At 64.0% G+C, this 25,895-nt stretch carries 25 protein-coding genes and 3 pseudogenes; 16 read left to right on the plus strand and 12 right to left on the minus strand.

Annotation, left to right across the window (positions count from 1 at the left end; translation table 11 throughout):
• Positions 1-27 precede the first annotated feature (27 nt).
• The 5 genes and pseudogenes from istB to A5784_RS29855 form a co-directional block, all read right to left on the minus strand.
• Positions 28-824, minus strand: a pseudogene (istB, locus tag A5784_RS39995) (IS21-like element helper ATPase IstB).
• Between the two features lie 84 nt (positions 825-908).
• Positions 909-1,247 (minus strand): annotated as a pseudogene (locus tag A5784_RS40000) (Mu transposase domain-containing protein); the annotation flags it as partial.
• Positions 1,172-1,516 (minus strand): hypothetical protein, encoded by a 345-nt coding sequence (locus A5784_RS39420; RefSeq protein WP_232006296.1) that lies wholly within the window; start codon positions 1,514-1,516, stop codon positions 1,172-1,174. The pseudogene A5784_RS40000 and the gene A5784_RS39420, both read right to left, overlap by 76 nt.
• A 712-nt stretch (positions 1,517-2,228) precedes the next feature.
• Positions 2,229-2,897: a response regulator gene (locus A5784_RS29850; RefSeq protein WP_064948600.1), complete on the minus strand. Its 669-nt coding sequence runs from the start codon at positions 2,895-2,897 to the stop codon at positions 2,229-2,231.
• Positions 2,894-4,051, minus strand: a complete 1,158-nt coding sequence (locus A5784_RS29855) for a sensor histidine kinase (protein ID WP_064948470.1) — start codon at positions 4,049-4,051, stop codon at positions 2,894-2,896. Before A5784_RS29855 ends, A5784_RS29850 begins: the two co-directional genes overlap by 4 nt.
• Positions 4,052-4,148: 97 nt before the next feature.
• On the opposite strand from A5784_RS29855, the gene A5784_RS29860 reads away from it, so the two are divergent.
• Both A5784_RS29860 and A5784_RS29865 read left to right on the plus strand, forming a co-directional pair.
• Positions 4,149-5,012, plus strand: coding sequence for a sterol desaturase family protein (locus A5784_RS29860; RefSeq protein WP_064948471.1), 864 nt, complete (start codon positions 4,149-4,151; stop codon positions 5,010-5,012).
• Between the two features lie 1,113 nt (positions 5,013-6,125).
• Positions 6,126-7,523 (plus strand): extracellular solute-binding protein, encoded by a 1,398-nt coding sequence (locus tag A5784_RS29865; RefSeq protein ID WP_064948472.1) that lies wholly within the window; start codon positions 6,126-6,128, stop codon positions 7,521-7,523.
• Positions 7,524-7,709: 186 nt separating this feature from the next.
• Here A5784_RS29865 and A5784_RS29870 read toward each other — a convergent pair whose 3' ends face one another.
• Positions 7,710-9,455, minus strand: coding sequence for an FUSC family protein (locus A5784_RS29870; protein ID WP_156750853.1), 1,746 nt, complete (start codon positions 9,453-9,455; stop codon positions 7,710-7,712).
• Between the two features lie 223 nt (positions 9,456-9,678).
• Here A5784_RS29870 and A5784_RS38585 point away from each other — a divergent pair, with 223 nt between their 5' ends.
• Positions 9,679-9,840 (plus strand): hypothetical protein, encoded by a 162-nt coding sequence (locus tag A5784_RS38585; RefSeq protein ID WP_156750854.1) that lies wholly within the window; start codon positions 9,679-9,681, stop codon positions 9,838-9,840.
• 324 nt (positions 9,841-10,164) lie between these two features.
• On the opposite strand, the gene A5784_RS29875 is transcribed toward A5784_RS38585, so the two are convergent.
• Positions 10,165-10,500, minus strand: coding sequence for an antibiotic biosynthesis monooxygenase family protein (locus A5784_RS29875; protein ID WP_064948601.1), 336 nt, complete (start codon positions 10,498-10,500; stop codon positions 10,165-10,167).
• Positions 10,501-10,807: 307 nt separating this feature from the next.
• Between A5784_RS29875 and A5784_RS29880 the strand changes: the two genes are divergently transcribed.
• Complete coding sequence (locus A5784_RS29880) at positions 10,808-11,533, plus strand: carboxymuconolactone decarboxylase family protein (RefSeq protein ID WP_286159446.1); 726 nt, start codon at positions 10,808-10,810, stop codon at positions 11,531-11,533.
• Positions 11,534-11,643: 110 nt separating this feature from the next.
• Here the strand turns inward: A5784_RS29880 and A5784_RS29885 are convergent, their stop codons facing one another.
• Positions 11,644-12,774: a beta-keto acid cleavage family enzyme gene (locus A5784_RS29885; RefSeq protein ID WP_064948475.1), complete on the minus strand. Its 1,131-nt coding sequence runs from the start codon at positions 12,772-12,774 to the stop codon at positions 11,644-11,646.
• Positions 12,775-13,273: 499 nt separating this feature from the next.
• Here A5784_RS29885 and A5784_RS29890 point away from each other — a divergent pair, with 499 nt between their 5' ends.
• From A5784_RS29890 to A5784_RS29920, 7 genes are all read left to right on the plus strand, one after another.
• Positions 13,274-13,666 carry a cytochrome P450 family protein gene (locus A5784_RS29890; RefSeq protein ID WP_064948476.1) on the plus strand — a complete coding sequence of 131 codons (393 nt, stop codon included), beginning with the start codon at positions 13,274-13,276 and terminating at the stop codon, positions 13,664-13,666.
• The gene (locus A5784_RS38895) at positions 13,621-13,806 is read left to right on the plus strand and encodes a hypothetical protein (RefSeq protein ID WP_197514919.1); all 186 of its coding nucleotides are present in this window, start codon (positions 13,621-13,623) and stop codon (positions 13,804-13,806) included. Before A5784_RS29890 ends, A5784_RS38895 begins: the two co-directional genes overlap by 46 nt.
• 522 nt (positions 13,807-14,328) lie before the next feature.
• Positions 14,329-14,640 (plus strand): hypothetical protein, encoded by a 312-nt coding sequence (locus tag A5784_RS39430; RefSeq protein WP_064948478.1) that lies wholly within the window; start codon positions 14,329-14,331, stop codon positions 14,638-14,640.
• A 118-nt stretch (positions 14,641-14,758) separates the two neighbouring features.
• A complete protein-coding gene (locus A5784_RS29905; RefSeq protein ID WP_064948479.1) occupies positions 14,759-15,511 on the plus strand; it encodes an SDR family oxidoreductase in 753 nt (250 codons plus the stop codon).
• A gap of 101 nt (positions 15,512-15,612) precedes the next feature.
• Positions 15,613-16,479 (plus strand): ABC transporter substrate-binding protein, encoded by an 867-nt coding sequence (locus A5784_RS29910; protein WP_064948480.1) that lies wholly within the window; start codon positions 15,613-15,615, stop codon positions 16,477-16,479.
• Positions 16,480-16,752: 273 nt separating this feature from the next.
• A complete protein-coding gene (locus A5784_RS29915; RefSeq protein WP_064948481.1) occupies positions 16,753-17,304 on the plus strand; it encodes a YaeQ family protein in 552 nt (183 codons plus the stop codon).
• 156 nt (positions 17,305-17,460) lie between these two features.
• Positions 17,461-18,030, plus strand: a complete 570-nt coding sequence (locus A5784_RS29920; protein ID WP_064948482.1) for a DapH/DapD/GlmU-related protein — start codon at positions 17,461-17,463, stop codon at positions 18,028-18,030.
• Positions 18,031-18,153: 123 nt separating this feature from the next.
• On the opposite strand, the gene A5784_RS29925 is transcribed toward A5784_RS29920, so the two are convergent.
• On the minus strand, positions 18,154-18,360 hold the full coding sequence (locus A5784_RS29925; protein ID WP_232006298.1) for a hypothetical protein: 207 nt from the start codon (positions 18,358-18,360) through the stop codon (positions 18,154-18,156).
• 471 nt (positions 18,361-18,831) lie between these two features.
• On the opposite strand from A5784_RS29925, the gene A5784_RS29930 reads away from it, so the two are divergent.
• The 3 genes and pseudogenes from A5784_RS29930 to A5784_RS39735 form a co-directional block, all read left to right on the plus strand.
• On the plus strand, positions 18,832-19,503 hold the full coding sequence (locus A5784_RS29930; protein WP_064948484.1) for a VC0807 family protein: 672 nt from the start codon (positions 18,832-18,834) through the stop codon (positions 19,501-19,503).
• Between the two features lie 764 nt (positions 19,504-20,267).
• Positions 20,268-21,848, plus strand: a complete 1,581-nt coding sequence (locus A5784_RS29935) for a TIR domain-containing protein (protein ID WP_064948485.1) — start codon at positions 20,268-20,270, stop codon at positions 21,846-21,848.
• A gap of 199 nt (positions 21,849-22,047) precedes the next feature.
• Positions 22,048-22,173 (plus strand): annotated as a pseudogene (locus A5784_RS39735) (YaeQ family protein); the annotation flags it as partial.
• Positions 22,174-22,275: 102 nt separating this feature from the next.
• On the opposite strand, the gene A5784_RS29940 reads toward A5784_RS39735, so the two are convergent.
• Positions 22,276-22,659 carry a MerR family transcriptional regulator gene (locus A5784_RS29940; RefSeq protein WP_064948486.1) on the minus strand — a complete coding sequence of 128 codons (384 nt, stop codon included), beginning with the start codon at positions 22,657-22,659 and terminating at the stop codon, positions 22,276-22,278.
• Between the two features lie 62 nt (positions 22,660-22,721).
• On the opposite strand from A5784_RS29940, the gene A5784_RS29945 reads away from it, so the two are divergent.
• Together A5784_RS29945 and A5784_RS29950 are read left to right on the plus strand one after the other, a co-directional pair.
• On the plus strand, positions 22,722-23,579 hold the full coding sequence (locus A5784_RS29945) for a polysaccharide deacetylase family protein (RefSeq protein ID WP_082945164.1): 858 nt from the start codon (positions 22,722-22,724) through the stop codon (positions 23,577-23,579).
• A 282-nt stretch (positions 23,580-23,861) separates the two neighbouring features.
• Complete coding sequence (locus A5784_RS29950) at positions 23,862-24,698, plus strand: MerR family transcriptional regulator (protein ID WP_156750856.1); 837 nt, start codon at positions 23,862-23,864, stop codon at positions 24,696-24,698.
• On the opposite strand, the gene A5784_RS29955 is transcribed toward A5784_RS29950, so the two are convergent.
• Together A5784_RS29955 and A5784_RS29960 are read right to left on the minus strand one after the other, a co-directional pair.
• A complete protein-coding gene (locus A5784_RS29955; RefSeq protein ID WP_064948488.1) occupies positions 24,688-25,527 on the minus strand; it encodes an SDR family NAD(P)-dependent oxidoreductase in 840 nt (279 codons plus the stop codon). The two genes, A5784_RS29950 and A5784_RS29955, sit on opposite strands and share 11 nt — an antisense overlap.
• The gene (locus A5784_RS29960) at positions 25,524-25,886 is read right to left on the minus strand and encodes a nuclear transport factor 2 family protein (RefSeq protein ID WP_064948489.1); all 363 of its coding nucleotides are present in this window, start codon (positions 25,884-25,886) and stop codon (positions 25,524-25,526) included. The genes A5784_RS29955 and A5784_RS29960 overlap by 4 nt, the downstream gene beginning before the upstream one ends.
• Between the last annotated feature and the right edge of the window lie 9 nt (positions 25,887-25,895).

A 25,895-nucleotide genomic window follows, 5' to 3' on the forward strand; every position in this document is an offset into this window, starting at 1 on the left:
CCGGCCCGCTTGCACCGTGTCGAACTCTTAGAAGTGCGCAGTTGGTAGGAGTCGGTAGGAGTCGGTGCCGGTTTCGAGGATGTGGGCGTTGAAGGTGATGCGATCGACGATCGCGGCGACCAGTAGCGGGTCGGGAAACACCGAGCCCCATTCACTGAACGTCAGGTTGCTGGCCAGCGCGATGCTGGCACGCTCTTCACGTTCGGTGATGATTTGGAACAGTAATTCGGCTCCGCGGGAGTCGATTTGGACGTACCGACTTCATCCAGACACAGCAGATCCAGACGCCCGTAGCGGGCCACCACACGCGACAGAACACGGTCGTCGGCGGCTTCGACGAGTTCATTGACCAACTGCACGGTGGTGACATAGCGGACCTTGCGGGGCCCTGTTCGCAAGCGACCAGCCCCAAACCAATCAGCAGATGCGTTTTCCCGGTGCCGCTATCGCCGAGTGCCCCACGACCGGCTCGCCGGCACCCAGATAGGCACCCGAGGCCAGGGTGGCTAATTGGGCGGCTTCGATGGTGGGGCATCGCGCCGACGTTGAACTCCGAAAGCCGTTTGACGCGAGGAACTTTCGCCTCACTGATCCGTCGGGGGCGGCGCCGCTCGGTGCGGTCATCACTTCGGCGGCCAGCAGTTCAGCCAGGAATGCCAGATAGGACTAGCGTTCGCGGGCGGCGATCTCGTCCAGCCGGGTGGCCTCAGCCCGGATGGTCGGTAACCGTGTTCGCGCGCGGCCGCACCGATCGCGGCTTGAGCGGCTTGGTCACTATGAGTGCTCATGGCCTCAACCCGCGCTTCCGGTGAGCAACTCGTCATAAACCCCGAGGTCGGGTGCGGGCCGGTCACCTCAGCATGGCGCTCCGGCGCACGGTCATGACGAGCCACCAGCCGTGCGGCGTCGAACACTTGCACCGTGGTGGCGCTCATCCGCACCGCCAACCGCCGCCCGGCATATCGTTCGGGGACCGAGTAGTAGCACTGGCGCACCGTGACCCGGGCCCGCAGATCACCCCGACACCGCAAGCCTAAGGCGGGGTCGAAGGGATCCTCCGCAAGTGGCTGCAGTGCAGGTAATTCGGCGGCGAACGCTTCGGCCACCGTGTGTGGTCGGCCGGTGATCACCCGGGCGTCATCAAGCAGATTCCCGGCGGCGATATGACGATTCAATTCTGCCAGCGACGCCACGGCGGGAACCGGCACCAGATGGCGGCGCCGAAACCGGCTGATCTCGCCCTCCACCCCGCCCTTTTCATGATCGCCGTCCTTGCCGGGGCGGCAGAAAACGAGTCGAAACCGTAGTGGCTGCGCAGCGCGATGAAGCGATCGGACTCAGTGCGGTTACGGCCCTTGAGGACCTTCATCACCGCCGGTTTGAGGTTGTCGTACCGGATCCGGTGCGGCGCACCACCGAAATGGGCGAACGCCAGCACATGGCCCTGCAGAAACGCCTCCTGGCCCTGGGTGGTGAACGCAACGTGAAACGCCCGACCCGAGCGCGACAGCCGCATCACGAACATCCAACACTTGACCAGCCCGGCGCCGATGCGGGCCCAGAACTCGGCGAAATCACCTCGGCCTCAGCGCCCGGTTCATGGATCTGGGGCACCGATACCTCAACAGTTCTGAGCCCGAGCTCATTTCGTCGTCGAGCCACATAACGTGACACCGTCACCTCCGAGCAGGTCGCATCGTGCTCGACCACCAGGCGCTGCCAGATCCGTCGCGCGGTATGACGCTGCTTCCTCGGAACTTGCTGATCAGCCAGCCGTCGATGATGCCGGCGTAGGCGTCGATGGCCGGTCTGCACCGAGGCGGGTACTGCTTGCGCGGCGGCGGCACCGCTGAGGCCAACGCTTGGCGCGCCGTACGCCAGATGCACCCGATGCCGATCAGCCAATTCCCGAATCGATAACTTCTCCAGACTCCACATGCCATATTGCTCAACGACAACCGGCTACTCTCGCACCCGTCATCGACGGACCGCTCGGTGACGCAGACCAGACGCCGTAGCGCAGTAGCTGGGCAGGGTGATGCGGCGTTCGTGCTTAGCTCCGGAACTTGCGACTCATGGCCCGATCGTGGAGCTGCGATCTGGCATTTCGACGCCGTTGGCTCTTTCGCCCAGCGCGGCTTCGAGGACCCTGGCCTCGCTATCGGACACGACGGTGCCCGGTCCTATAGACGAATTGTTTATGTTGGCTATGGGCGGTCTTCGCCGTATCACGCATCGCCAGGCGGTCTTTCGGTTAATCCGTGCCGGTGCGCGTACACGACGGCATGTACCCGGTCGCGCACTCCGAGTTTGGCCAGGATCCGCGATACATGGGTCTTGACGGTCTCCTCACCAACGAACAATGAGGCGGCGATCTCGGCATTGCTCTTGGCATCGGCCATAAGCAGCAGCACCTCACGTTCGCGCGGGGTGAGGGTCGATACCTCCGGGGGCACGGGTGTCGGAGCCAGACTCCTGGCGAGCCGAGTGGCCAGTCGACGCGTCATGGCTGGGTCGATCACGGCGTCGCCGCGGGCAACGATCCGGATCGCTGCGACGAGTTCCTCCGCCGGTGAGGTTTTGAGCAGAAAGCCGGACGCCCCGGCTTGCAAGGCACTGGCGAGGACCGTCTCGCTGTCGTAGGTCGTCAGCATCAGGATGCGGGTCTCAACGGCCTCGACTATCGGCCGGATGGCCGCAACCCCGTCCAGTTTCGGCATCCGGACGTCCAGTATCGCGACGTCGGGCCGAACCCGCAGGCACTCCTCGACCGCGGCGCGCCCGTCACCTACCTCGGCCACACACGAGATGCCGGGTGTCGCGTCCAGGACCGCGCGCAGGCCGGTACGGAACATGGCGTGGTCGTCGGCCACCAATGTACGGATAGGTGCTGTCATGATGGCGGTATTGGGATCGAGACCTTCGTGCGCCACAGCGACCCGTCGTCGCTGCCGTCACGCACGGTTCCACCGAACAGTTCGGCGCGGCGCCGGATGCCGGAGCGGCCGCGGCCCGTTGACTCGGGCGAGGTCCCTTGGGCACCAATAGGGTTACTGGCTTCGATGATCACCTCATGGTTCGTGCAGCGCACCTGCAGCCGGGCCGTCCCCGCGCCGTGGCGCAGTGCATTGGTCAGTAGTTCCTGCACGATGCGGTACACGGTGACATCGAGCGACGGCGAAAGGCCGGGCGCCGCATCGGGAAGCGTGACGTCCGCCGACAGTCCGGCGGCACGGACGGTGTCGGCGAGGTGAGAAACGTTGGCCAAGCCGGGTTGTCGCTCGCCGGCACCGTCGGCGCCGTGGAGAAGGTCGAGTTGGCGCCGCAGGTCCATCATGGCCGAGCGGCTGGCTGATTCGACCGCCCCCAGTGACTGGGCCACTGTGTCGGGGTCGTTGCCTAGCGCCAGCCGGGCCGCGCCGGCATGGATACCTACGGCACTCACGTGATGGGCGATCACGTCATGCAGGTCGCGGGCGATGGCCTCCCGTTCGTCGGCCAGGGCACGCTCCATAGCCGCCTGCTGACGTTGTTGCTGCCGCTCCAGCTGATCGACATAGGCTCTGCCCGCCGCCGTGTAACGGCCCACCAACCACGGCACGACGGCGTTGGAGATGGCGATCAGCAGCACCTCCCGCCATGTCCGGGCGGCACCGTTGATCATCGCCGCACCCGACACCGCCGCCGCCAATACCGGGACGACGAACACGGCTACGCGAATGGGCAGCCACGCCCCCACCCGGTAGCCGGCAACCAGGATGCCGACATCACCGATCCCTGCCGCCAGGCCGTGCCGGCTGAGCAACCAACATACCGACAATCTGGTCACCGCTTGACCGACCGCGACGACGACGGTCAAGCGGGTAGGTAACGCCAAAGCGAGGTCGGCCGCGACTAGCAGAGCAGCCATGCCACAGGCCTCTGGCAGGGCGATCTGGAAAATCCCGGATGAGGCGAAGATGCCGACGTCCACCGTGGCCGCCAAGAGCGCGATCACTAGCGACTGACGGGCCAATGACCGCCGCGCATCACTGAGCTCGCCGTCGGCCATGGCAGACGAGGGTACTCGCCGTGTCCCTCTCCCGGGGGAGATGGAATCGCTGCGTCGGGCGATGTTTCGGCCGTGCACAATCCATACCGTTCACGCCATGGACATCACGATCACGATGCTGCTGTGGACTGCCCCCGCGTTCTTGGTGCTCTCGTTCGTCGAGTGGCTCGACGAACGACGCGACCCACAGTACAAACAGAAGTTCTCGGCACGCGACTACGCCGGCAACTGGGCCACCTACGCCCTCAACGCAGCCTTCAAGTTCGCCGGTCAGTACCTGCTGCCGTTCTCAACCATCATCGTCGCGGCATCGCTGACCCCGCTGCGGCTGTCGCCTCGGCATTGGTGGGTCTGGGTCGCCTGCTTAATCGTCACAGACTTCTGCTACTACTGGGCACACCGCGCCGATCACCGGGTGCGGCTGTTGTGGGCGGCACACAGCGTGCACCACTCCAGCAGGTTCTTCAACCTCTCGACCAACCTGCGGCTGCCGTGGTTTCACCCGGTGTCGTACACGTTGCGCAGCCTGGCGTGGTTGCCCGCCGCACTGCTCGGGTTCCCGGTATGGATGATCTTCCTGCTCAATACCGCGGGACTGCTGTTTCAGATCCCCTGCCACACCGAACGTATCGGCAAGTTGTGGCCCGCTTGGGAATTCGTGTTCAACACACCGTCGCACCACCGGGTCCACCACGGCTCGAACAAGCCGTACATCGACAAGAACTACGGCGGCGTGTTCATCCTGTGGGACCGCATGTTCGGCACCTACGCCGAGGAAGTCGAACCAGTGCGCTACGGGCTGCTGCACGACCTCGCCTCGCAGAACCCGATCAAGTACAACTACCTCGAGACAGTAGCCATGGTGCGCGACATCGCCCATGCCAAGACATGGCGCGGCCGACTGGGCTACATCTTCGGACCACCAGGGTGGACCGAGAACGCCGCACTAGCCACACACTGAAAGCGATTCGACGATGCGAATCTCGTTACACACGCTCTTCACTCAGAAGCTCGTCCGTACGACTCAGCGACGATTTCACGCCGACCACTGAAGTCAGCACCGAATCGGTAAGTTGCAGCACCTCGATGGCGCAACGGAAAAGCGTAACGTGCGCGCCTCATCCAAGACTGCGGATGACGACAGTAATCCGTCGTTCATACGCTCGTCCAGCAACGACTTCCGGTACAGATTACAGATCCGAGGCGGAGAAAGTGAGGTTTACGAGTCCGTCAAAGTACCGTGAAAAGTCCGCAGTCGCTAAATAATTGATGTACGCAGATGTCGCTGCAGCAGCGAATAAGTACAGTCTGACCATCACCGGCACAACTCGTTTGTGCACCTCTCTTCACACATATTCGTGACGAAATGACACTTATGGCGAAAGGAACAATTTATGCGACGCACAATGACCATTCTGGCCTTCATATGTGTCGGCAGTATGGCGGCGGCTTCGGCTGTTATTGGAATCGGCAACGCCCAAGCTGCCCCCAGCTTCTGGCTCGCGGAGGAACCGGTTGCCGCACAAGCAGATGAATGCGCCACTATCACAACCAGACTCGACGGTACACGCGCCGACGATGCGGCTGCGGGAGCTGGCTCATGGAACCGGAGCGGGTCACTGGGCCGCTGCAATCGGTATAACCCAGCATCCTCGGAAGCCGCTCATGTCGACTCACTGCCCGCAACTCAACCGACGATCGCAGTGTTCGGCGTTGCGCCAGAAGCGACTCCGGACTGCCCAACGGTGTCCGCGACCTCAGACGGGGCTGCGCCCACGCTGCCCAGCGGGCTGCCTCAAAATTCTCTCCGCGTGTACGAACCCGTACACGGTGACACCGCGACGACTTTTGGAACAAACATCGCCTTCACACCGCGAGAACCTGTCCACCCCAACACTCAAGGCGATCGTGGCGAACCGCCGCTAGGGCCGGCCATTACGATCCCCCTGGGTGAAGATTCCATTGCGCCGCCCCTTCCGCCTTGGTCACTACAGGCAAACAAGACGACATGGACAGCTGATAAGTGACTGGGCGAGATTGCTGGTCACGCCACGGCTCCGACGGTAGACCGTACTTGCGCACACTACAGCTCTGCGCTGCTGCATCCGCCGCGCTCACGGCTGCATCGGTGGTCGCGGCGTGTGGTGCCGAGGACGGCGGGACCGTCATCAACTACTACACCCCGGCAAACCATATGGCGACATTCGCCGCCGTCGCGAAACAGTGCAACGAGCAACTCGGCCACCGGTTCACCATCAAGCAGATCTCGTTGCCCAGGGGCGCCGACGATCAACGTTTACAGCTGGCGCGCCGCCTCGTCGGCAACGACAAATCGCTCGACGTGATGGCACTAGACGTTGCGTGGACCGCCGAATTCGCCGAAGCCGGTTGGGCGTTGCCGTTATCGGACGATCCGGGGGGCAAGGCCGAGAACGATGCCACCGAAAACACCCTGCCGGGCCCTCTGGCCACCGCCCGCTGGCAGAACACCCTGTACGCGGCACCAATCACCACCAACACGCAATTGCTTTGGTACCGTGCGGATTTGATTAAAAAACCACCGTCGACCTGGGATGGCATGGTGGCCGAGGCCACCCGCCTTCGCAACGAGGGTGGGCCCAGCTGGATCGCCGTTCAGGCCAGGCAGTACGAAGGTCTGGTCGTCTGGTTCAACACGTTGCTGCAGAGCGCCGGCGGGCAGGTGCTCTCCGAAGACGGCAAGACCGTCACCCTCACCGATACCCCAGAGCACCGGGCCGCCACGGTGAAGGCGCTGTCCATCATCAAATCGGTAGCCACCGCGCCCGGTGCGGATCCGTCGATCACCCAGACCGATGAGGGTACCGCCCGCCTGGCTCTCGAACAGGCCAAAGCCGCAATGGAGGTCAACTGGCCGTTCGTACTGCCGTCCATGCTGGAGAACGCTATCAAGGGCGGGGTGAGCTTCCTACCGCTAGACAAGGATCCGACGCTCAGGGGCGCCATCAACGACGTCGGCACCTTCTCTCCATCGGATGAGCAGTTCAACATCGCCTACAACGCGACCAGGAAGGTGCTCGGCTTCGCGCCGTACCCCGCGGTGAATCCCGGCAGGCAGGCGCGGGTGACGCTGGGCGGTCTGAATCTCGCAGTCGGCCGCAACACCCAGCACAGGGCCGAGGCGTTCGAAGCCATCCGGTGCCTGCGCAGTGTGGACAACCAGCGCTACACCTCGGTGGTGGGCGGGCTGCCGGCGGTGCGCACCTCGCTATACGACGATCCACGGTTCCAGGCGAAGTATCCGCAGCACGACATCATCCGCCAGCAGCTCACCAACGCGGCCGTGCGACCCGTGACACCGGTGTACCAGGCGGTATCGACCCGCATCTCGGCCGCGCTGGCCCCGATCAACGCGATCGACCCGGAACGGACCGCCGACGAGCTGACCTATCAGGTGCAGCAGGCGCTCGACGGGAAGGGGCTCATCCCGTAACCCACCACGAGCGATCGCGATAGGACGGGCGAAACACCGCTACTCCCTGCTCAATGATCAAGCGGATCTCAGCCGCGGGCGGGCCTCGCACGGCCAAGCCTGCCCGTTGCGGAGTAAGCGGGGGTGCACGCCCACCCGTCGCACCGCATCATCGTCCCGATTTCTCGGGCAGCTCGCAGGCGGTAGTCACGAGTCGGTACGCGAGCTGCGCAGGTGGGCAGATTGTTGCCGCAGGTCCTCCAGTGCTGTTCGGGTGTATGCGCACTCAACAGCCGTGTCGCTGCCAGCATCGGCACGGGAGCCAATCGCGGTAATTGTGTCGACGAGGTCTTCCAGGCGGCCGGCCAGTGGCAGCACTCGCAGCGCTGCGCCGCTGACGGGGGGTGGTTCGGTGACTGCCAATTCGGCGGCAGCCCGCACCTGGTGCGCCAGGCGGTAAGCGTCATCGCGGCGGGCCTGCCAATGCACCCTCCGGCTCGGAGGTTTGGTGGCTTCGTCGAGATAGTGTGCTGCCGCGTCGAGCGCCACATCCAGACGCGCTGTGGCCGGTAGCCGGCGTGCGCCCGGCCACAGCAGATACCCGAAGACGAGCGCCAGCGTCGCCCCCAGGAGCGTATCGGCGACGCGGACGATGGGCATTGTCATGGCGGCGTGGCCGAGGGAAGCGCTCAACAAAGTCGACGTGGTCACGCCGGTGACGTAGAAGGCGTACAGCCTCGGGGCCGTCAGCACGGCGAGTGCCAACCCGGACGCGGCTGCCACCGCGACCACCAAGGCCGGTAGCTGCGCCCAAAGGACCAACGCGGCAAGCACCGCGCCGACGACGGTTCCACCTACCCGGTTCACCGAACGCATGAATACAGACGCGTACTCGGGACGCACCACGACCGCGGCAGTGAGAGGCAGCCACAGAGCATGATCTCCCGGTCGCTTGAGCAGTACCGCCACCCCGGTGGCTACGGCAAGACACAGACCGATCCGCGCGCCATTGGCCATGGCGGTACGGGTGCTGAGAAATCGCAGCACCGAAGCCAGCCGTCGCGGGGGTGATGCCGGCGGTCTCGACGGTTGCGGACTGAGTGCGTCGGCTAGGGCGTACAGGTGCGGATCGCCGTGGCGGGAAACGTCGACACCATCGAAGTTCACTCGCACCGGCTGTCCGCGCCGCGTCTGCTCTGCGGCGTCGCGGATCGCGTGGATGACTTCCGGTGCGACTTCGCGGCCTTCAGCGTAGAGGCCCGCGGCAGCGAATGCCGTCAGTTCGGCGGCGGGGAAGTGGCCGACGGTGCGGGCGGTGGCCGACGCAGCCGCGAGTCGCGTTCGGGCCCGGCGAGCGTCGTCGGTGCCGACCGCAGCGCACAGCTCCGCAGCGCGGGTCAGAACCTCGGCAGCGGCCTCACGCTCGGACTGGTGTCGCCGAAATGGCCAGAGCCCCAAGGTAGTAACGCCGACCGCTAGGGTTCCTGCCAGATACCAGGCACACTGCTGCCACCACGGCAGTGTTGAGCCTCCGAATTGGCCGAATGCCACACCGATGCTGAGCATTACCCCGAACGCCGGTGCGTTCGGGCCCACACCACCGACCAGCCCGGAGACCATGCCGGCGGCGGCAGCTGTTAGAACCAAACTCACCGCCGAGTGCGGCAATAAGGAACCCGCGGCGATGCCGCCCGCGGCGCCCAGGCCCTGAGCCAGCAGAGCGAGCAGTCGGCCGCGGTAGTGCGGTCCTGTGGCGAATGACGCCGCACAGGCGGCACCAAAGTATGCGACACCGATGATCTGAAGCTCACGCAGCAGAACTCCGGTCACCGCGATCATCGCGCTGGCCACCAGGGCATGCAGTGCCGCTGACACTGCCAGCGGGCTCGGGGTCGGCCGCAGCGCAAGGTAGACGCTGCGGGCTAGCGATTGCGAGTGCCAGCGGATGCTCACGGATCTGCAGTATCCCAGTGATCTACATGATTGTGCGCACTCGGCCCATACACGAGTGCCCGCGGCCGCCACCGAGCCGTGACAGGATCTGGCGCACCGTCAGATTCTCGCGCTGGGCCATTTCGATGATCAGATCTGAACGGCTCTGCGAGCCTTGCAGTTTCGGTCGCAAGAATGTCGTCGGGCAGCGGCTTGTCCAGTTCGAACACCGAGGGGTCGGCCGTTGATTGAGATGCTGCTGGCGCACCGGACACTGCCGGCCGCAGCCTTGCAGGCGGCGATGGCCTCAGCAGTGCGGACGGGGCTGGTGGACCCTCAGGTGGTGCTGATTGAGGCCCGCCGCCACGGTGGCGGTGAGGACTCCACCGAGTTCGTAGTTTGTTGACTGGAAGCGAAGGCTAAACCCCGATGAGTACGCGTAGTGACGAAGCTGCCCTCGCATCCACCGGCGCGGCCGCCCGCGGGCTACGGTTGCCTACGCTGCGCAGCGAAGTCGCCCGCCAGGCCGAGATCGCCGGGCGAGACCGCCAGTCATATCTGGTGTTTTTGGCCGAGCTGCTGGCCGCTGAAGTCGCGACCGTGCCGAACGTCGCAGGGCTCACCACATCGCCGACGCGAAATTCCCGAGACTTAAACGACTCTCGGAGTTCAACGTCGATGCCGTCAAAACCATCGAACCAGCCGTTCGGTCGGCAGTGGCACCGATGCGCTACTGCGCGCTGACCTCTATAGCGATCTGATAAACGCCCGGATGCCCGCTCACATCGAGTTCCTCAGCCGCGTGGCGTCCACTCTCGTAGAAGGGCTCACGACCGGTCGCTAGGCGCAGCGCGGCGACACTCTCCCACTCTACGAGGCTGACCAATCCGAACCGCGCGCCCGCCGATACCGCGCGAAGCAGGCGCAACGACCGGAAACCCGGCTGCTGGCGCATGAACTCAGCTCGTTCTTGCCACGCAGCGAGGAAAGACTCCAGCTTCTCGCTCTCGATCTCGAAGACGTTGACAACCGTGATCGCGCTGGTATCCGTTTCGGACTCGGTCATGTCGTCACCCACGCTACGCGACCGCGGGTCCAGCCGCGCGCATTCTGCCAGCGGCCTGGACGGTAATTCGGCGCGACTGGGTCGTCTCATCGTCGTGCCACTGTCTTCACGATCAACATCCGGTCGCGGCCCGCCCCTTGTCCAGGCCGGCAGATCCGCTGCTTGACCTTCGTGCCGCTGGAAGGGTGAGCTACGTGTGTGGGTGCAGTGACGTCGCGATTTCGGTGCTTGGCCGCGATGCGCCGCCAGCTATTCATCCCGGTCACCTATCGATTTGAGGACAGCCATGACTGCTGAAGAGGATTCGATGGATGTTGTTGGACCTTGGGGCCGGGCGCTGGATCAACTACGTGAGTGGGACCCAGAGTGGGTCGCGGCCTGCGCACGGATGAGCACCAACCCGTGGACCAGCGGAGTGTTGGACACCAAGTTCGTCGAGTTGGTCAGCGTCGCGCTGAACGCGTCCTGCACGACGTTGGACGCGGAGGCGACGCGACGTCATATCCGGGCCGCGTTGGCCGCGGGCGCCAGTCGTGCGGAGATCGTCACCGTGTTGAAATGCGCCACGGTGCTGTCGATTCACTCCTGCAGCGTGGCCGCACCGATCTTGCTTGAGGAGGCCCGAGCGGCCGGCCTCGAGCCCGAGATGGCGGCGGAGAGACCGGCGACACCCGCGATTGATGCGATGCGCGCGGCCGGTCAGTGGAACACCGCATGGGATCCGTTCCTGGAACTCGATCCGGGGTGGACCGACGAGGCCATGGCAACTGGGATCGGTATCTACGGTTCGGATGTGCTGTCGGCCAAGGAGATTGAGCTGTTGAGCATCGCGCTGGATGCTTTCTACACGCACATGTATGTTCCCGGGATTCGCCGTCACATCCGCGGCGCTTTACAGGCCGGGGCCACCGTCGCCGAGATCATGGAAGTGCTCAAGCTATGCGTCGCCCAAGGGGTGCAGGCCTGCAACCTGGCAATCCCTATCATCGCGGAGGAACTCGAAACAGCAACCGGCAGCACGCATTCCGACTAACACCACCCTGTCGGCGAGTTTGGCCACGCCTGGATCAACTTTCCGTTCGGCATACTGACGGGCCCGCCTATCTCGGCACGCGGCATCGCAACCCCGGTTGCCGAACCGGTTCAGAGGATGTCGCGAGTGTCCGCAGGCGTCTCGATCTGCGTGTGCGAATGCCCGCCTTTCTCGAAGGAGCGGAAGCCTTCGTAGGTGAGGAATCCGCGCTGCCCCTCCACGCGGTTGGGTGGAAGGCCGAGGTTGAACAGCGTCTCATCTGTTGTGTCGTAGTAGGTTCCGAGTTTGAGGATTTCGCGGGTTTCCTCCGGCGTTGCGATTGGTCGGCCGATTTCCTCGGCGATCCGCACCATTTTGCGGACCATCTCGACGGTGGTGAATCTCTCGCCTTTGACCGGTCCCCAAATGTTGTCTTCGATTCCGGCGCGCACATGCTGGCCGAGCGCGATACACACCGTCGAGATCGGCCACACCATGCGGAAAACCGATTGATAGGTGAACACCGATCCCTGCGGCGCACGCCGGATCAGCTCCATCAGATCGAAGGGATTGGCCCCAGCGGTGCCGCCGCCGACCATGCTGTAGAACCCGTTGACCGGTCCCATGTAAAGACCTTGACGGATGAGACGTTCGACGATTTCCAGCGAGTGAACGTGTCCGAGCGCGAAGTAAGCCTGGATACCGTTTTCCCGTAGCCGTCTGAGATGTTCGATATAGAACTCCGGGGTGGCGTCGGCCACCATTTGGGAGTACCTCCACATCATCGCGGCATCGGCCATGTGGGTGCCCTCCACATCATCGACGGTCAGCATTGAGGTGACGTCGAACAACGATGAACCGATGGCCACGGTGACCTGGTCGGGCTTCGGGTCGATTTCGGCGAGCATGTGCCGGGTGTCGTAGGCCTGCCATCTGGCCACGTCACCGCCTTCGGGGGAAAAAGAGATGGAGCCGCCGACTTGGAGCACCATGTCGGGCACCGCTTCACGCAGTCGTCCGATCTGATCGGCGTACTCCGCGAAGTTCTTCGAAATCTTGCCGGTCTTCGGGTCGCGCACGTGGATGTGCAGAATCCTCGCGCCGGCCTCCCAGCAGTCGATCGCCTTCTGCACCTGCTCATCCCAGGTCACTGGAATGTCCTCGGGAAAGTCCGGGGGCACCCACATCGGCCCGTACGGAGCGGCGGTGATGATCAAGGGTGGCTGATTTTCTGGAAGCAACGAACGATCGGTGAAATACATCCCAACCTCCTCGACAGGGCAACCACCACGGCAGCGATTTCACGTTGCCCGCGACAAAATGCCCGCAGCGTCAATCTACAACGCGCGACAGTGATCGACCTGGCCTTTCCCGGTTGTTCATCTACCCTGCTGTCGCCTCGCTCCCGTCAATGTGACCGCCGCACTGTGCCAGCATCCAGACCAGAACAACCCGAGGCGAAGGAGGGTTTGATTGCCAGGTCTGGCCGAACCCGCACTGAGTACCGCACCGGTCCTTAGAAACGCACTACGACCCGCGCCGGAGTGCTCCAGAGCGTAGCCGGATCAAAACGGCATCCTTTAGGGCAGCGGCTACTGCTGGACACCAGCATTCGCCGTCGGCCAACAGGCTGCAGCCCTTGACGCCGACCCCGAAACCGACTGGCGGGCAGCAACATCCGCCAACGCAGAACAGTTCCTTCAGCGCCGCTCGTGAGCAACAGGCACCGCTCGCCGTCCTACCGGACGCTCCGCGCGCAGAATGCGCGACCTCGGTCCAGTGGTATGGCTGGCGAAGCAACGGGCATATGCGGTGCCGCGTTATGCCGAGTGCAAAACGGTGCTGCGCGACGACAAGACCTTTCTGTCGGGCCACGGTGTGGCACTCAATCCGATCACCAACCGAATGTCGCGAGGCACCACGCTCAACAGCGACGGTGTCGAGCACGAACAACGCCGCAAGCGCGTCGCGCACCGCATGCTGCCGCGCGTTCTGCGGGCCATCAGTGGCACCGTCGACGACACGGCCCGCAGCGTCGTCGACACTACGCTGGCCAAGGGCGATACGACGGTGTCAGCGACCTCGCGGCCGAGCTACCGTTGGCCGTCGTGCCCGATCTCATCGGCTGGCCGCGCGATCAACGTGATCACCTGATTGCCTGGGCTGGAGCAACATTCGATGAACTCGGTCCGCTCAGCTGGCAGGCGATCAAAGCGGTACCCAACACCATGCGCATGTTGCACTTCGCCCGGCGCGTCGTTCGCGAGCGCAACGTCATCGGGGGCTTCTGGTGATTGACTGGGCCCAGCGTGCACCCGGGTTGTTCCTGCTCTGCGCCGTGCTGGCGTTCTCCCGCTCGCTGGCCTTGCTCTGCCTGGGCGCCATCGGCTGGCAGGAGGGCCGGCAAAAATTCAGCTACGCGGCTAGCACGGAGGGTGGCGTACGCTCGACACTCTAGAAACTAAGTCAGTTCCGGAAGTTCCCGGATTGGCGAAGCCCGATGCGGCAGAACTGGCACTCGATGCAGCCGAACGACTGTTCTCCACCGATGGCTTTAGCCGCACGCGCATGGACGGCCTCGCGCAAGAGCTCGGCATGAGCAAGAAGACGATCTACCGGTACTTCCCTGGAAAGCGCAGCCTCCTCGCAGAGGTTCTGGAGCGGCAGTTCGGACGGATCGAGAATGCACTGGCGGAGGCGGCCGAGGCGTCGGTCGGCAAGCCCTTCGAGCACCAGGTGGGAGATTTCCTAATCGCCGCTGGGGGCGAGCTGTCGCGGATCCGCGCCCCCAGCTGCTGTCGGGCCGCGGCGATCCGATGGTCAGGTCGTTTATCGAGCAGCGCGTCGATGAGGTGGTATATCAGCGGATCGGCCACCTCTTCGACGCTGGTTACCGGCAGGGCGCGCTACAAACGCCACCCGAATTGCTCACCGTCATCGTCTGCGCCGCGCTGGAGGCGCTGCTCACCTCTGATCTGCCGCCGCGGCTCGATCGGAGCGCGGCCGATCTGCTGCGCGAAACAGTCGACGTGGTGCTGCGAGGCGCCCTGGCCAGTGGCAACAGCACACATACCGCGGCCCGGTCATCTACGTCGGGCAGTGACACAACTCAAAGGAGGTCCGAATGACGAATAGTCAACAGAGCTGCAGAATCGTTCTGACTACAGACGCGAGCTGGTGGACCGGTGCCGGCCCATCCCAGTCGCTGAGGGCCGGTAGCGCACCCATCGGCGCCGAGGTGAATCGGTGAACCCGAGTGCGCAGGCCGTGGTTGTCGGAGCCACGGGCGAGGTGGGCGCCGCCATCGTTGGGCGGCTACGGAAAGCCGGGGTGCCGGTGGTCGCGGTGGGGCGCGACCGTGAACGCCTCGAGCTATTAAGAGCAACCGACGACGGGATCACTGTCTGCGTTGCCGACATCGGTGATGACTCCGCAGGTGAGGCGATCGCCGCCGCCGTGTCAGGGCCTGTCCGGATGGTGGTCCAGACGGCAGCCGTGCCGCCAGCGGGACCCCTGGCCACGATCAGCCCAGATGCCCTCGGCCGGTCGGTGTCGTTGAAGCTCGGCGGATTGTTGCGTCTGATCCGCGCTGTTGAAGACCGGTTTACCGAGCGTGCCCGGATCGTGGCCATTGGCGGGCTCTTCGGTTCAGAACCCACGCCGGAAACCTGCTCGGCCGGTGTCACCAACGCAGCCCTGGCCAACCTCATTCGCCAGCTCTCCGACATGTACGGACCGAAGGGGGTGACCGTACACATGATCGCCCCGGGTGCCCTGGAAACCGAGCGTCTCCGCCGGCTCGCCGGCACGGCAGCCCAGGCGCGTGGCGTCAGCGTCGAGGTCGTCCTCGGTGAATACCGGGCTCACTCATCACTGGGTCGGCTGACCACCCCCGACCAGATCAGTTGGGCAATAACTCAACTGCTGGCCCCCGAAGCCGACGCGCTACACGGTGCAACGCTCAACTTGGACAGCGGCTCGCGCCGGGGTCTCTTTTAGGCCGTCGCACCGGACCGGCCACGGCCGGGATGGTTCTCGGATTGGACCGGAACCGACGTCACGCGATTCAGGCGTCATGAGATTAGGGAAGGAATTCTGCTGTGCACACCATCGATCTGGCTTATGTCGAGCGCGGCGTCCACGAGGAACTGGTCGCCCAAATCGCCGACCAGGAAGGCTACTACGAAGATGAGGGTGTCCACGTCGCGATCCACAACGGGATTGGCTGGGGCCCGGAACGGCTGCGCCGCGGCGCATCGATCGGTTTGGGCCGGGCTCTGCTGCACCGACTGACGGGGGGCATCGGGTGGAAGGTGCTCAGCGTCAACACCCATCGTCCGCTGTTCTGGTTTGTCGGAAATGCCGATGTGACATCAATGGCTGATCTGCGTGGACGCCGGGTAGCGGTGCACCCCGGCCAAACCGCGCCTGGCTGGTTCACCCGGATCGTTCTTCGCGAATACGGCTTGGACCCCGACAACGACGTGGAATGCGTGCCGCGGCTGCCGGTTAACTACCAGATGGACCTGCGACAGCTTCGAGACGGCTCGATCGACGCCGCATGTGTCGGCACAACGTTCTCCCCCGAACAAGTTGCCGAGGAAGAAGGGTTCCACGTGCTGGCCTGGGTCGGCGACCATATCCAGATTCCTACCGTGGGCATCGCGGTGGACCCCACCCATATCCCGTTGGACAGCCCCGAATTGCAGGCGCTGGTGCGCGCCAATAACCGGGCCCTCCATACGATCGCCGACCAGCCCAGCCTGGCCGTCGACTACCTTGCCTCGTTCCTGGACAGGCTCACCCGTGAGGAAGTGCAACAGTATTTCGAACACTACATCGGCCCATACTTCACCGGAGACGGGCAGGTGGACCTCAATGTCGCGCAACGCGGTATCGACGCGGTCGCGTCCGAACTCGGACTCGCCCCGATAGCCGCTCACGAGATCTATGAGCCGCCCCGGTGAGCCGCGGCACACAACATCGGCACTGGCGTCGCCACCCCGGGACTTCCCGGCGAAAGTCGTGAGCCCCCTGAACGGCGCAGCCCGCAATCACGGCGGCAGCCTGTCCCTGACGCTGCGCGCGCCGACGTCGGCGACCAACCGACCTTAGACATCACGGATGACCACATCGGCGACCGTGCTCCTCCAGACGGTACCGTTCAGGCTCTCCTCGATGCCTGACCACTCAGAGCGGCCCGACCGCTCGGGGGAAACCACCTGGGTAGACACTATGACGTGGCCCTTTCTGCGACAGTATTCAAAGTCGAACTTGGCGTCTCCGATGTCGATCACGGTTACTACGCCGATCACACGCTGACCGTGGCCCGGCATCCCAGTGAGACCGATGAGCGGATGGTGGTGCGGTTGTTGGCGTTTGGCCTGCGCGCACACCGGCTCAGCGACGTCGACGGTGGGTTGGCGTTCGGGGCAGGCCTGTCCACCCCTGGCGTACCGGACTTGCGGCTCGCCGACTACACCGGCCGGATCCTGGAGTGGATCAACGTCGGCCAGCCCGACGAACGCGTCTTGGGCAAGGCGGTCAGCCAGGCGGACCAGGTGCTGCTGTTCCCGTTTTCCGCCGGCGTGGCCACCTGGTGGCGCACCGTCGGCCCCAAAGTGGCGGGGCTGCCGAACCTGTCGGTGGTGCAGATACCGCACGCACCGGTGCAGCAACTGGCCCAGACTGTCGATCGACGGGTCTCGGCGCAGGTGATGGTGATCGAAGGTCAGGTGACGATGACCGTAGGCGGAGTCGACGCCACCTTCACGCCCGAGCCGTTGCAGTGAACGTCTGAGCCCGAGGTGTCCATGGCCGCCGGTCCTCCCGTCGTTTTCGGTTGCCGCGTAGCGCTTTCCGTCCGCTACCACCGAACGTGGTTGCCAAGTTTCGCAGTAAGGTGCGTCGCCATACGAGATGTCCGCGGCCGGTGACAGGATCGAGATATGACGAAGAACGCGGCGCGGCTGATTCCCAGAGGTACCGACGAATCGCGCCATGTGGTTGAGCGGGTCCAGGTTGTCATGGACCTGACGTCGCAGCTGAACGTCCTACGGCACTCGGACCTGGATAGTCGCAACTCGTTGCTGAAAGAAATCCTGGGTCAGTCGCTGCCTGAGACCACCACAATCTACCCGCCGTTTTATTGCGACTACGGGCTAAACCTGCGTCTGGGCGACCGCGTTTTCGTCAACCAGAATTGCTCGTTTTATGACCTTGGGGGCATCACAAACGGCGACCGCACAATGATCGGGCCAGGCGTCACGCTGTGTACCGCCGGCCATCCCGTAGAACCGGCGGCGCGGTTCGACGGCATCACTGTCTCCCCGATCAACGTTGGTACGAATGTGTGGATCGGGGCCACCGCGACTATCGCTCCTGGTGTCACCATCGGTTCAGGATCGGTCGTTGCCGCGGGCGCGGTCGTCGCAACGGATGTTCCGCCGAACTCACTCGTTAGCAGCGCTGGTCAAATACACCGACGAGATCTTGGCGATGCCACCCAAAACGTGTGAGGGCCAGACCCTCAGCATGGGGCGAAGGGGCTTTCCAGCAATTTTTGTCTAAGCGACCGTGGCGAACTCAGGGAGCCACACCGGTGACTGACGTTCCCGACAGCGAATCGGATTCGATACCCGCTACCAGGTGGTGCCATCAAGACCGGGAATCACGCACCGCCCGTCCGCGGCCACGCGCCCGATCACCATGCTGTCGTAGCCAGTGCAGGACGAGTTGAGCGGCTCGCAGGTATTGATGGACGTGATCACCTTGCCGGCGCCGCACGGGGTCCCCGGAGCTGGAGGGTCGGCTGCGGCGAGGGCACTGCTGAAGCTGAACGCAAGCATCGCTGCAGACGTTACGACGAGGGAGCGGGTCAAGTAAGACATCATCGGTACCTCTTCTGTTGATGGCCCCGACGTGCCTTGATGCTACGCCCGAGGCGGACGACTGCAGCTGTGCTGAACCGGAGGTGGAGTTGACCAATCCGACGGGACCGAAACTTCCCCCGGCGAACTTGCTCCGGTGAAGGCCTTTAGCGTTGCTCGTAGTGGATGGGTAAGAGAGCCCACCATGTCCAACGAATCCAGACGCACCTGAGCGCGGAGGATGGTCTCACACCAATGTGATTGGATCCCAAGAACCTCGGCAAAATCAGTTCCGTCTCCGATCTGAACTGCTTGGCTGTCCCCCAATCGGTGGACAGAGATGTCCTCCAGCGCATCCGCTGGTCGCCGGATACACACGGCCCTGACCGTGCGGGACGCTGTACTCATCACAGGCTACGACGCATCGACCCGGCTCGAAAGGACATCACAGTGACCGCCAGCCCCATCGACGTCATCGAGTCCTCGAAGTCAACCGACCGCACGAACGTCGGTCTATCCGCGGCCAAAGGGCGCGCCATCGTCCGCACGGTTCTCGAGGTGGCGGCACCATTGATTGCGTTCTACGGTCTTCGCGCCACCGGACATTCGGAGTACTTCGCGCTGCTGGCCGCCACGATCGTCGCCGGTATCCCGGTGGTGTACAGCCTCGCCAGATCACGCCGACTCGATCCCTACTGCGGCTACCTCATGTTGATGTTCGGGCTGACTCTGACGGTCGCGCTGGTCACTACCAATCCCCAGCTAATCCTCGCCGGACAGACCCTAGTCGGGGCCGCCGCGGCCGTGATCTTCCTGGCCAGCTGCGCGCTCGGCAAGCCAATGACACAGTTCATCGCCGCGAGGTTCATGCCGATGACCGCGACCTCCGGAGACCGTATGCCGGCGGCGCTGCAGTCGCTGCACATCCGGCTGACCGTGATTGTCGGTGTCGGGCTACTGATCCAGGTGGCCGTCCTCCTGGTCATCATCTTCACGCTGCCCTTCGACGTCGCCAACGGCTTGGTGAACCTCATTGGTTACCTCGCCGTCCTCGTCATCGGCGCGCCCGTGGCCCTCATGATCCGCCGGTACAAGAAGGAACAAATCCAACCGCCCGCATGAACACTGGTGCCATACCTGTTGAGAGCCCATCCAATTCGCTTCAGGATCTGGTGCACGCTGACGAGTCGGCGACGTCCCATCAGGTTTCCGGCGTCGGCCACCGCGGCAGCGGGCTCGGAGACCGACGGGAACCCGCGCTGGTGATCTCACCGGCGCAGTGTCAGCCCATTCCACAGCCTGCAGAAGTGGCCGATCGGGAGCCGGCGGCACGGCTTCTGGATCCGAGTAGCTCACCACGCGTCGCCACTTTTGACGCCAGCGGTCACCAATGATGTGGGTGAGGTTGCCTTCGGCGGGGTCGAAGTCGAGGAAAGGCAGTGCCAGGACAAGATCGTGCTCCAACGAACTGACTACAGCTGAGATCGCGGCCACGAGGTGATGGAAGGCGTTCATCGCCATGACGACCTTCCCCGGCCGGAACGACGACCACGAGCCGAACTCGTTCATCTCGCTCTCTGAAACGTCATCAACCACTTCGGGGTTGGTGGCCCGCCCGCGGACCAGCCTTGCCCCTTGATCGCACGAGAGCACGAGTAGTTTGGTACTCGAATCCGCTAAGCCCAGCCTGTGTCTGACGGGTACACGCACGAGGCAATGGGCGGAAGTGCCGATCTAGCCCAGCGTGTCACTGAGGATGCGGCAATATGAAAACCACTTATTGATGCTGAGATCTATTGCCTCTAACGGCCTTCAGCGAGCGTTCACCCCATACACCCACGGTGAGGGCATTACGCGAGGATGTCAGCGATCGAGGGCGGACTTGCATGAGCGGGATCGTTATCAGCTACCGGCGGGAGGACACGGAGGGATCGGCGGGCCGACTGTACGACCGCCTGGTCGAGCGGTATGGCCGAGAGTTGGTCTTCATGGACTTCTATTCCATCGGGTCCGGGGAAGATTGGGGGGCCGAGATCGACCGCGTCATAGCCCGCAGTTCAGTCCTGCTTGCACTCATCGGCCCGCGATGGGCATCAGCGACCGACCAGAATGGACGCCGTTGGCTCGAAGTCGAGGGCGACTACGTTAGACGCGAGATCCGAACCGCCCTGCAACAGGGCATCCACGTCGTGCCCGTTCTTGTGCAGAGCGCGCGCATGATTGAATCCTCGGCTTTGCCGGCGGATCTCGCGGGTTTGGGTGCCATGCAGGCCATTGTCCTTGACTCATGGCACTACGACCGCGACGTGGAGCGCCTGTCGCGGTTGCTCGACGCGGCTATGGATGTCGGGGGCGAGATACCCGGCCTGGATCCTCGGAGGACGGCGGTCGCCGCTTTCGTCGGGTGTGCAGAGAGGGGCCCCATCGGCCAACCGTGGCGGGTCACGCAGTGGGCCGAGTACCTGCACGAGTTCGGACGCAATGGCAGATCGTTCCTCCCCCGCTCGGTATACGCGTGGTTCTGTAACGGAGGAGGGGCCTGCTACATCGTGCGGGTGGGCGACGACACCGCACCTCCGGCTCCCGAGGTGCTCCGAAAGCGGATCAGCGGCGCCCTGTTGGACCTTCTGTCGTTCGGGGAGGTCACCATCCTGGCCGCCCCGGACGTGTTGTGGCTCTACGAGGCCAATCTGTGCGACCTCGAATTCGTAAGAGACTGCCAGATCGCAATGATTGCCCACTGCGGACGCATGCTCAATCGGGTGTCCCTGCTCGACGGCCCGCGGGGGCTTTCTCCGCAACAGTTCGCCGAATTTCGCGAGAGATTACTCCCGGACGACGCGAAGTTCGCGACTCTCTATTACCCATGGATCGTAGATAGTTTTGGGCAGTACAACCCTCCCAGCGGTGTCGTCGCGGGTATGTGGGCCGGTAGCGATGCCGCCGCGGGTGTGTGGGCGCCACCGGCAAACAGGCCACTCCAGGGCGTTAACAATTTGGAGGTTGTGGTCGGCCGCCACGACTGGGATCTGCTGCAGGCCAAGGGCATCAATGTCCTGCTGCAGGTTCCGGGGCGGGGCATCGTGGCCTCGGGGGCGCGGACGCTCGGCGACAAACACGATTCCCACTCTCGCGACTTGGCGACCGTTCGTCTCGCTGGGGCTCTTGGGGAGCTCGTCCGTCGGGCCACCTCGTGGGCCGCCTTCGAGCGGAGCAATAAGGCCACGTGGCGGCGGCTGACCGAGACGCTCGAGGCCATTTTGCAGACGCTATGGCAGCAGGGTGCCTTCGCAGGTGAACGTCCATCCGACGCGTTCTTCGTCAAGTGCGACGACGAAGTAAATGTGGCCGAGGTGATCGATTCGGGCGTCATCCAGGCGGAATTCGGATTCGCGCCGAAGATCCCCGGCTACTTTGTAAAGATGCAAATCGAGCAGCCCTCCGGGGACGTGACGCACTTCGCCTAAATAAAGCAGGGGTCGTTACCGCTCCCCTTCGGCAAACTCGCACTAGTTGAACAGGCAAGACGCGACCTCGAAGAACGCTTGAGGAATCACGGCGTGGCAAGGGCACGTGCACAACGCGAATCGGTAACTTCAGTTGCCGCCGCCTGCGCACCCACGCTGGCTCAGGTTCGGCAGCCCCGCCACTTTGGGGGCGACGGTACCGGTGCAGCAACTGGCCCAGACTGTCGATCGACGGGTCTCGGCGCAGGTGATCGTGATCGAAGGTCAGGTGATGATTACCGTAGGCGGAGTCGACGCCACCTTCACGCCCGAGCCGTTGCAGTGAACGTCTGAGCCCGAGGTGTCCGCCACACCTGGGTCATCAGCAACGAAGGCCGTCAGCTCCGCGCATGGTCAGGGTTGAGGTTCTTTTCGACGTGTCTGTATCTCATCGATTCGGCATCGACTCATCGGCGGCGTCCGACGCTGCGGCGATCACCTCGTCGAGCACGTCGCGCGAATTCGCCAATTCCCGCATGGCACGGTCCAATCGGTCCCGCTCGGCCCGCAATTCGGCCAGCAGTCTCGGAGTGGCCTCTCGGGCGGGTCCGCCGTCCGTGTCGCGCATGCACGGCAGCAGACCGGCGATGGTGTTGCTGCGCAGTCCCGCAGCGAACAGCTCCTGGATGTGTATCACCCGGTCCACTGCCGTCTCGGCGTACTCGCGCTGCCCGCTGGGCGTCCTCGCGGCTGCCAGCAGCCCTTGCTGCTCGTAATAGCGCAACGACCGCTCGCTTACCCCAGTACGTCGAGACAGCTCGCCAATCCGCATGGTGCCATTTATACCGTCGAGGATTGACTCTGACATCGGTGTCAGCTCCTACCGTGCCGGACATGACGACACTCCCCTTCACGTACAGCCCCATCACCGAACGCCCACCATTGGCCTGGCCGAACGGCGGCCGTGTGGCGGTGTACATCGGCCTCAACATCGAGTACTTCCATCCCGACTTCCCATCAACCAGCATCTGGCCGGGCACCGCCGACCTGAAGCCGGATGCGCTCAATCACGGCTGGCGCGACTACGGCACCCGGGTAGGCATCTGGCGCATCATCGATGCCCTGGACCGGTACGGCGTGCGTGCCTCCGCCCTGCTCAATTCCGATGTCGCCGAGCATTTTCCGCAGATCGTGGCGGCCGGTAAGGAGCGCGACTGGGCCTGGCTTGCGCACGGACGGACCAATTCGGTACTACATACCGGATACACGCTGGACGAGGAACGCCGCCTCCTCGAGGAGATCACCCACACGATCGCCGCGGCTACTGGACGGGCACCGCACGGCTGGATGGGGCCGGGGCTGACCGAGACGCATCACACCCCGGCACTGTTGGCAGACCTCGGCTATCACTACATGTTGGACTGGACCAACGACGATCAGCCTTATCCGCTGACCGTGCCGGGCATGCTCAGCGTCCCTTACTCCGTCGAGCTCAACGACCTGCTGATCTTCGGAAAAGGTTTCACCGGAGCCGAATTCGTGCAGATGGTGATCGACCAGTACGAGCAACTGCATCGGGACGCCGCAACAGGTGGACGGGTCCTAGCACTGGCGCTGCATCCGTTCGTCATCGGGCAGGCATTCCGGCACCGGTACTTCGAGCAGGTCTTGGAATTCCTGGCCACCGCGCCGGATGCGTGGCTGACCACCAGCGATGACATCGCGGCGCACTATATGTCGAGCGGCGCTTAACGTTTGAGACCGCCCCGCGGAACCCAATCAAGTTGACATATTCAACTTCTCGGCGACGCCTCAGTACTGGCGGATATCGAGCCGCGGATCTCACTGAGGGAAAGACGGGCCGAATCCTGGATGCGCCAAGACCCCGGCTGACGCCATGCGTGCAGTCGTCCCCTCTCCCCTCGCTACATCACGGGCGCATGCACTCAGCTCCTTTGCCGAAACCTGATTGAATGAACATTCGAGATCATGTCTTCTCCCCTCGCGGGGGGTCAAACGCGGAAGGCAGCGCTTGTGCGATCGGGCCTGACCATCGGCGAGTTCGCCACGCTGACGCGGCTGAGCGTGCGGACTCTGCGGCGCTACCACTCGACCGGGCTCCTTGAGCCGGACACAGTGGACTCCTCGACCGGCTACCGGTATTACACAGCGGAGCAGATTCCCACCGCGCAGGTCATCCACCAGCTGCGTCAGCTCGACGTGCCGCTGGCGGAGGTCCAGTCGATTCTCGCCACCAAAGACCCACAGGAGCGTGCGGAGGTGGCCGCACGGCATCTTCGCCGACTTGAGGGCGAGCTGGAACGGACGCGCGCTTCCCTGGTCTCGCTGCGCCGCCTGCTGCGCCCAGATCGGGCTGCGCTCGACGTCGAGTTGCGATCGGTGCCGGCCCGCGCTGTCGTCGGAATCAAAGGACGAATCAGACTTGATGAGTCACTGCAGTGGTACGACGCTGCGATGGCGTTACTGGACGCCGAATTTCCAGAGGGGGAACGCACCGGGCCACCGGGCGGCCAATATTCCAACGACTTGTTCACCCACGGCGCCGGGTCCCTGGCCGTCTATCGCCCAGTGCGTGATCCCCGGCCGGCCGGCCGGATCGAGGTCATCGAGTTGCCCGCCGTCGAACTCGCGGTCACGGTCCACCCCGGGCCGCATGACGACATCGATGTCACCTACGGCTGCCTCGGCTCGTGGGTCGTCGACCATGCGTTGGCCGTTGACGGACCCATCTACGAGATCTACACCGTTGGGCCGCGTGACACCGATGACCCGGCGAGCTGGCGCACCGACATCGGTTGGCCGGTATTCCATCTCGCCGGGGCCGCCGGTAGCGCTTCCGCTAGTTGTTGAAATCCGCTCCGCGCGAAAGCGTCTCGTTCACGCGGACATCGGCAAGAGCCTGCTGCAAGGTTGCGACAACGGTGTCGTAACCGTCGCTACCGAGCACGAGTCTTCGAGGCGGCGGATTCTGAGCCATGGCGGCGATCACAGCGCGGGCACCGCGTCGCGGATCGCCGGGCTGAGCACCATCCTGGTCGATCATCGCCCAGCGAACCTGCTCGAGCATGTCGTGATACTCCGGGACTGACTCCTCGACGGGCTGGTCCGCGAAGCCTGCGTAGGCCCGGGTTCGGAAGGCCCCAGGTTCGACCGCCATGACGTGAATGCCCTGTGCCACAACCTCATTCCGCAGCGCTTCGGTGACAGCCTCGACGGCGAACTTGGCCGCGCTGTAGTAACCGAAGCCGGTCACCGCGCTCAGCCCGGCCACCGAGGACATGTTGATGACCCAGCCGCCGCCGCGGGCGCGCATCCCCGGAAGCACCGCACGTGTCACCTGAACCACGGCGAAGAAGTTCAGTTCGAACATTGCTCGGACCGCAGCCTCGTTCATGCCCTCGATCGATCCGTACCGCCCCCGGCCGGCGTTGTTGACCAGCACGTCGATGCCACCCAGGAACTCCTCGGATGTGCCTACCGCGTCCCGGACCTGTACCGGATCGGTGACATCCAGTTTCACGACGTGCACACGTTCGCCGTACTCGGCTGCCCATGCGCCAAGTTCCTCGGGGCGGCGGGCGGTGAGCACGACCCGGTCCCCTGCTTCGAGCGCCGCATCGGCGTAGGCCATGCCGAATCCGCCCGGGGTGCCGCCGGTGATGAACCATCGCCTGGTCATGGCTCGATCACCAGCCGGCTGATCAGGTCGCCGTCAAGGCCGAACCGGTAGTAAAGATCGGTGACTCCGCCGGGGAAATTGCCCTCGAGGTGCTGCACGACCTCGACCCTGTCGGCACCGATGGTTGTGGCGCCCACGAATTTCGTCGTGTAGGTGTACTCGCTGGCAGAACCGGTCAGCCAGGCACGGATCTCATCGTGCCCGACGTAGTTGCGGTGCTCGTCGGTCACGACGGCATCGGTGGTGAATGTTGAGAGCACCTCGCCGGTGTCGCGGGCATCGTGGGCAATCAGGTACCTCTTGATTGTGGTGGGCAGGGATTCCCACTCCGTCGGTGTGTGGTGTTCGTGAAGTGTCATGACCCCAAG

Source organism: Mycobacterium sp. 852013-50091_SCH5140682 (assembly GCF_001665685.1).
Taxonomy (GTDB): domain Bacteria; phylum Actinomycetota; class Actinomycetes; order Mycobacteriales; family Mycobacteriaceae; genus Mycobacterium.

Bases quoted from the DNA above. Each gene is read 5' to 3' on its own strand.
- A5784_RS29860 (WP_064948471.1), top strand. From the start codon at position 4,149: ATGGACATCACGATCACGATGCTGCTGTGGACTGCCCCCGCGTTCTTG.
- A5784_RS29855 (WP_064948470.1), bottom strand. From the start codon at position 4,051: ATGGCCGACGGCGAGCTCAGTGATGCGCGGCGGTCATTGGCCCGTCAG.
- A5784_RS29945 (WP_082945164.1), top strand. From the start codon at position 22,722: ATGACGACACTCCCCTTCACGTACAGCCCCATCACCGAACGCCCACCA.
- A5784_RS29920 (WP_064948482.1), top strand. From the start codon at position 17,461: ATGACGAAGAACGCGGCGCGGCTGATTCCCAGAGGTACCGACGAATCG.
- A5784_RS29960 (WP_064948489.1), bottom strand. From the start codon at position 25,886: ATGACACTTCACGAACACCACACACCGACGGAGTGGGAATCCCTGCCC.
- A5784_RS29955 (WP_064948488.1), bottom strand. From the start codon at position 25,527: ATGACCAGGCGATGGTTCATCACCGGCGGCACCCCGGGCGGATTCGGC.
- A5784_RS39420 (WP_232006296.1), bottom strand. From the start codon at position 1,516: ATGCGGCTGTCGCGCTCGGGTCGGGCGTTTCACGTTGCGTTCACCACC.
- A5784_RS29850 (WP_064948600.1), bottom strand. From the start codon at position 2,897: ATGACAGCACCTATCCGTACATTGGTGGCCGACGACCACGCCATGTTC.
- A5784_RS29925 (WP_232006298.1), bottom strand. From the start codon at position 18,360: ATGCTTGCGTTCAGCTTCAGCAGTGCCCTCGCCGCAGCCGACCCTCCA.
- A5784_RS29875 (WP_064948601.1), bottom strand. From the start codon at position 10,500: ATGACCGAGTCCGAAACGGATACCAGCGCGATCACGGTTGTCAACGTC.
- A5784_RS29935 (WP_064948485.1), top strand. From the start codon at position 20,268: ATGAGCGGGATCGTTATCAGCTACCGGCGGGAGGACACGGAGGGATCG.
- A5784_RS29885 (WP_064948475.1), bottom strand. From the start codon at position 12,774: ATGTATTTCACCGATCGTTCGTTGCTTCCAGAAAATCAGCCACCCTTG.
- A5784_RS39430 (WP_064948478.1), top strand. From the start codon at position 14,329: ATGGTCAGGTCGTTTATCGAGCAGCGCGTCGATGAGGTGGTATATCAG.
- A5784_RS29880 (WP_286159446.1), top strand. From the start codon at position 10,808: ATGGATGTTGTTGGACCTTGGGGCCGGGCGCTGGATCAACTACGTGAG.
- A5784_RS29940 (WP_064948486.1), bottom strand. From the start codon at position 22,659: ATGCGGATTGGCGAGCTGTCTCGACGTACTGGGGTAAGCGAGCGGTCG.
- A5784_RS29890 (WP_064948476.1), top strand. From the start codon at position 13,274: ATGCGCGACCTCGGTCCAGTGGTATGGCTGGCGAAGCAACGGGCATAT.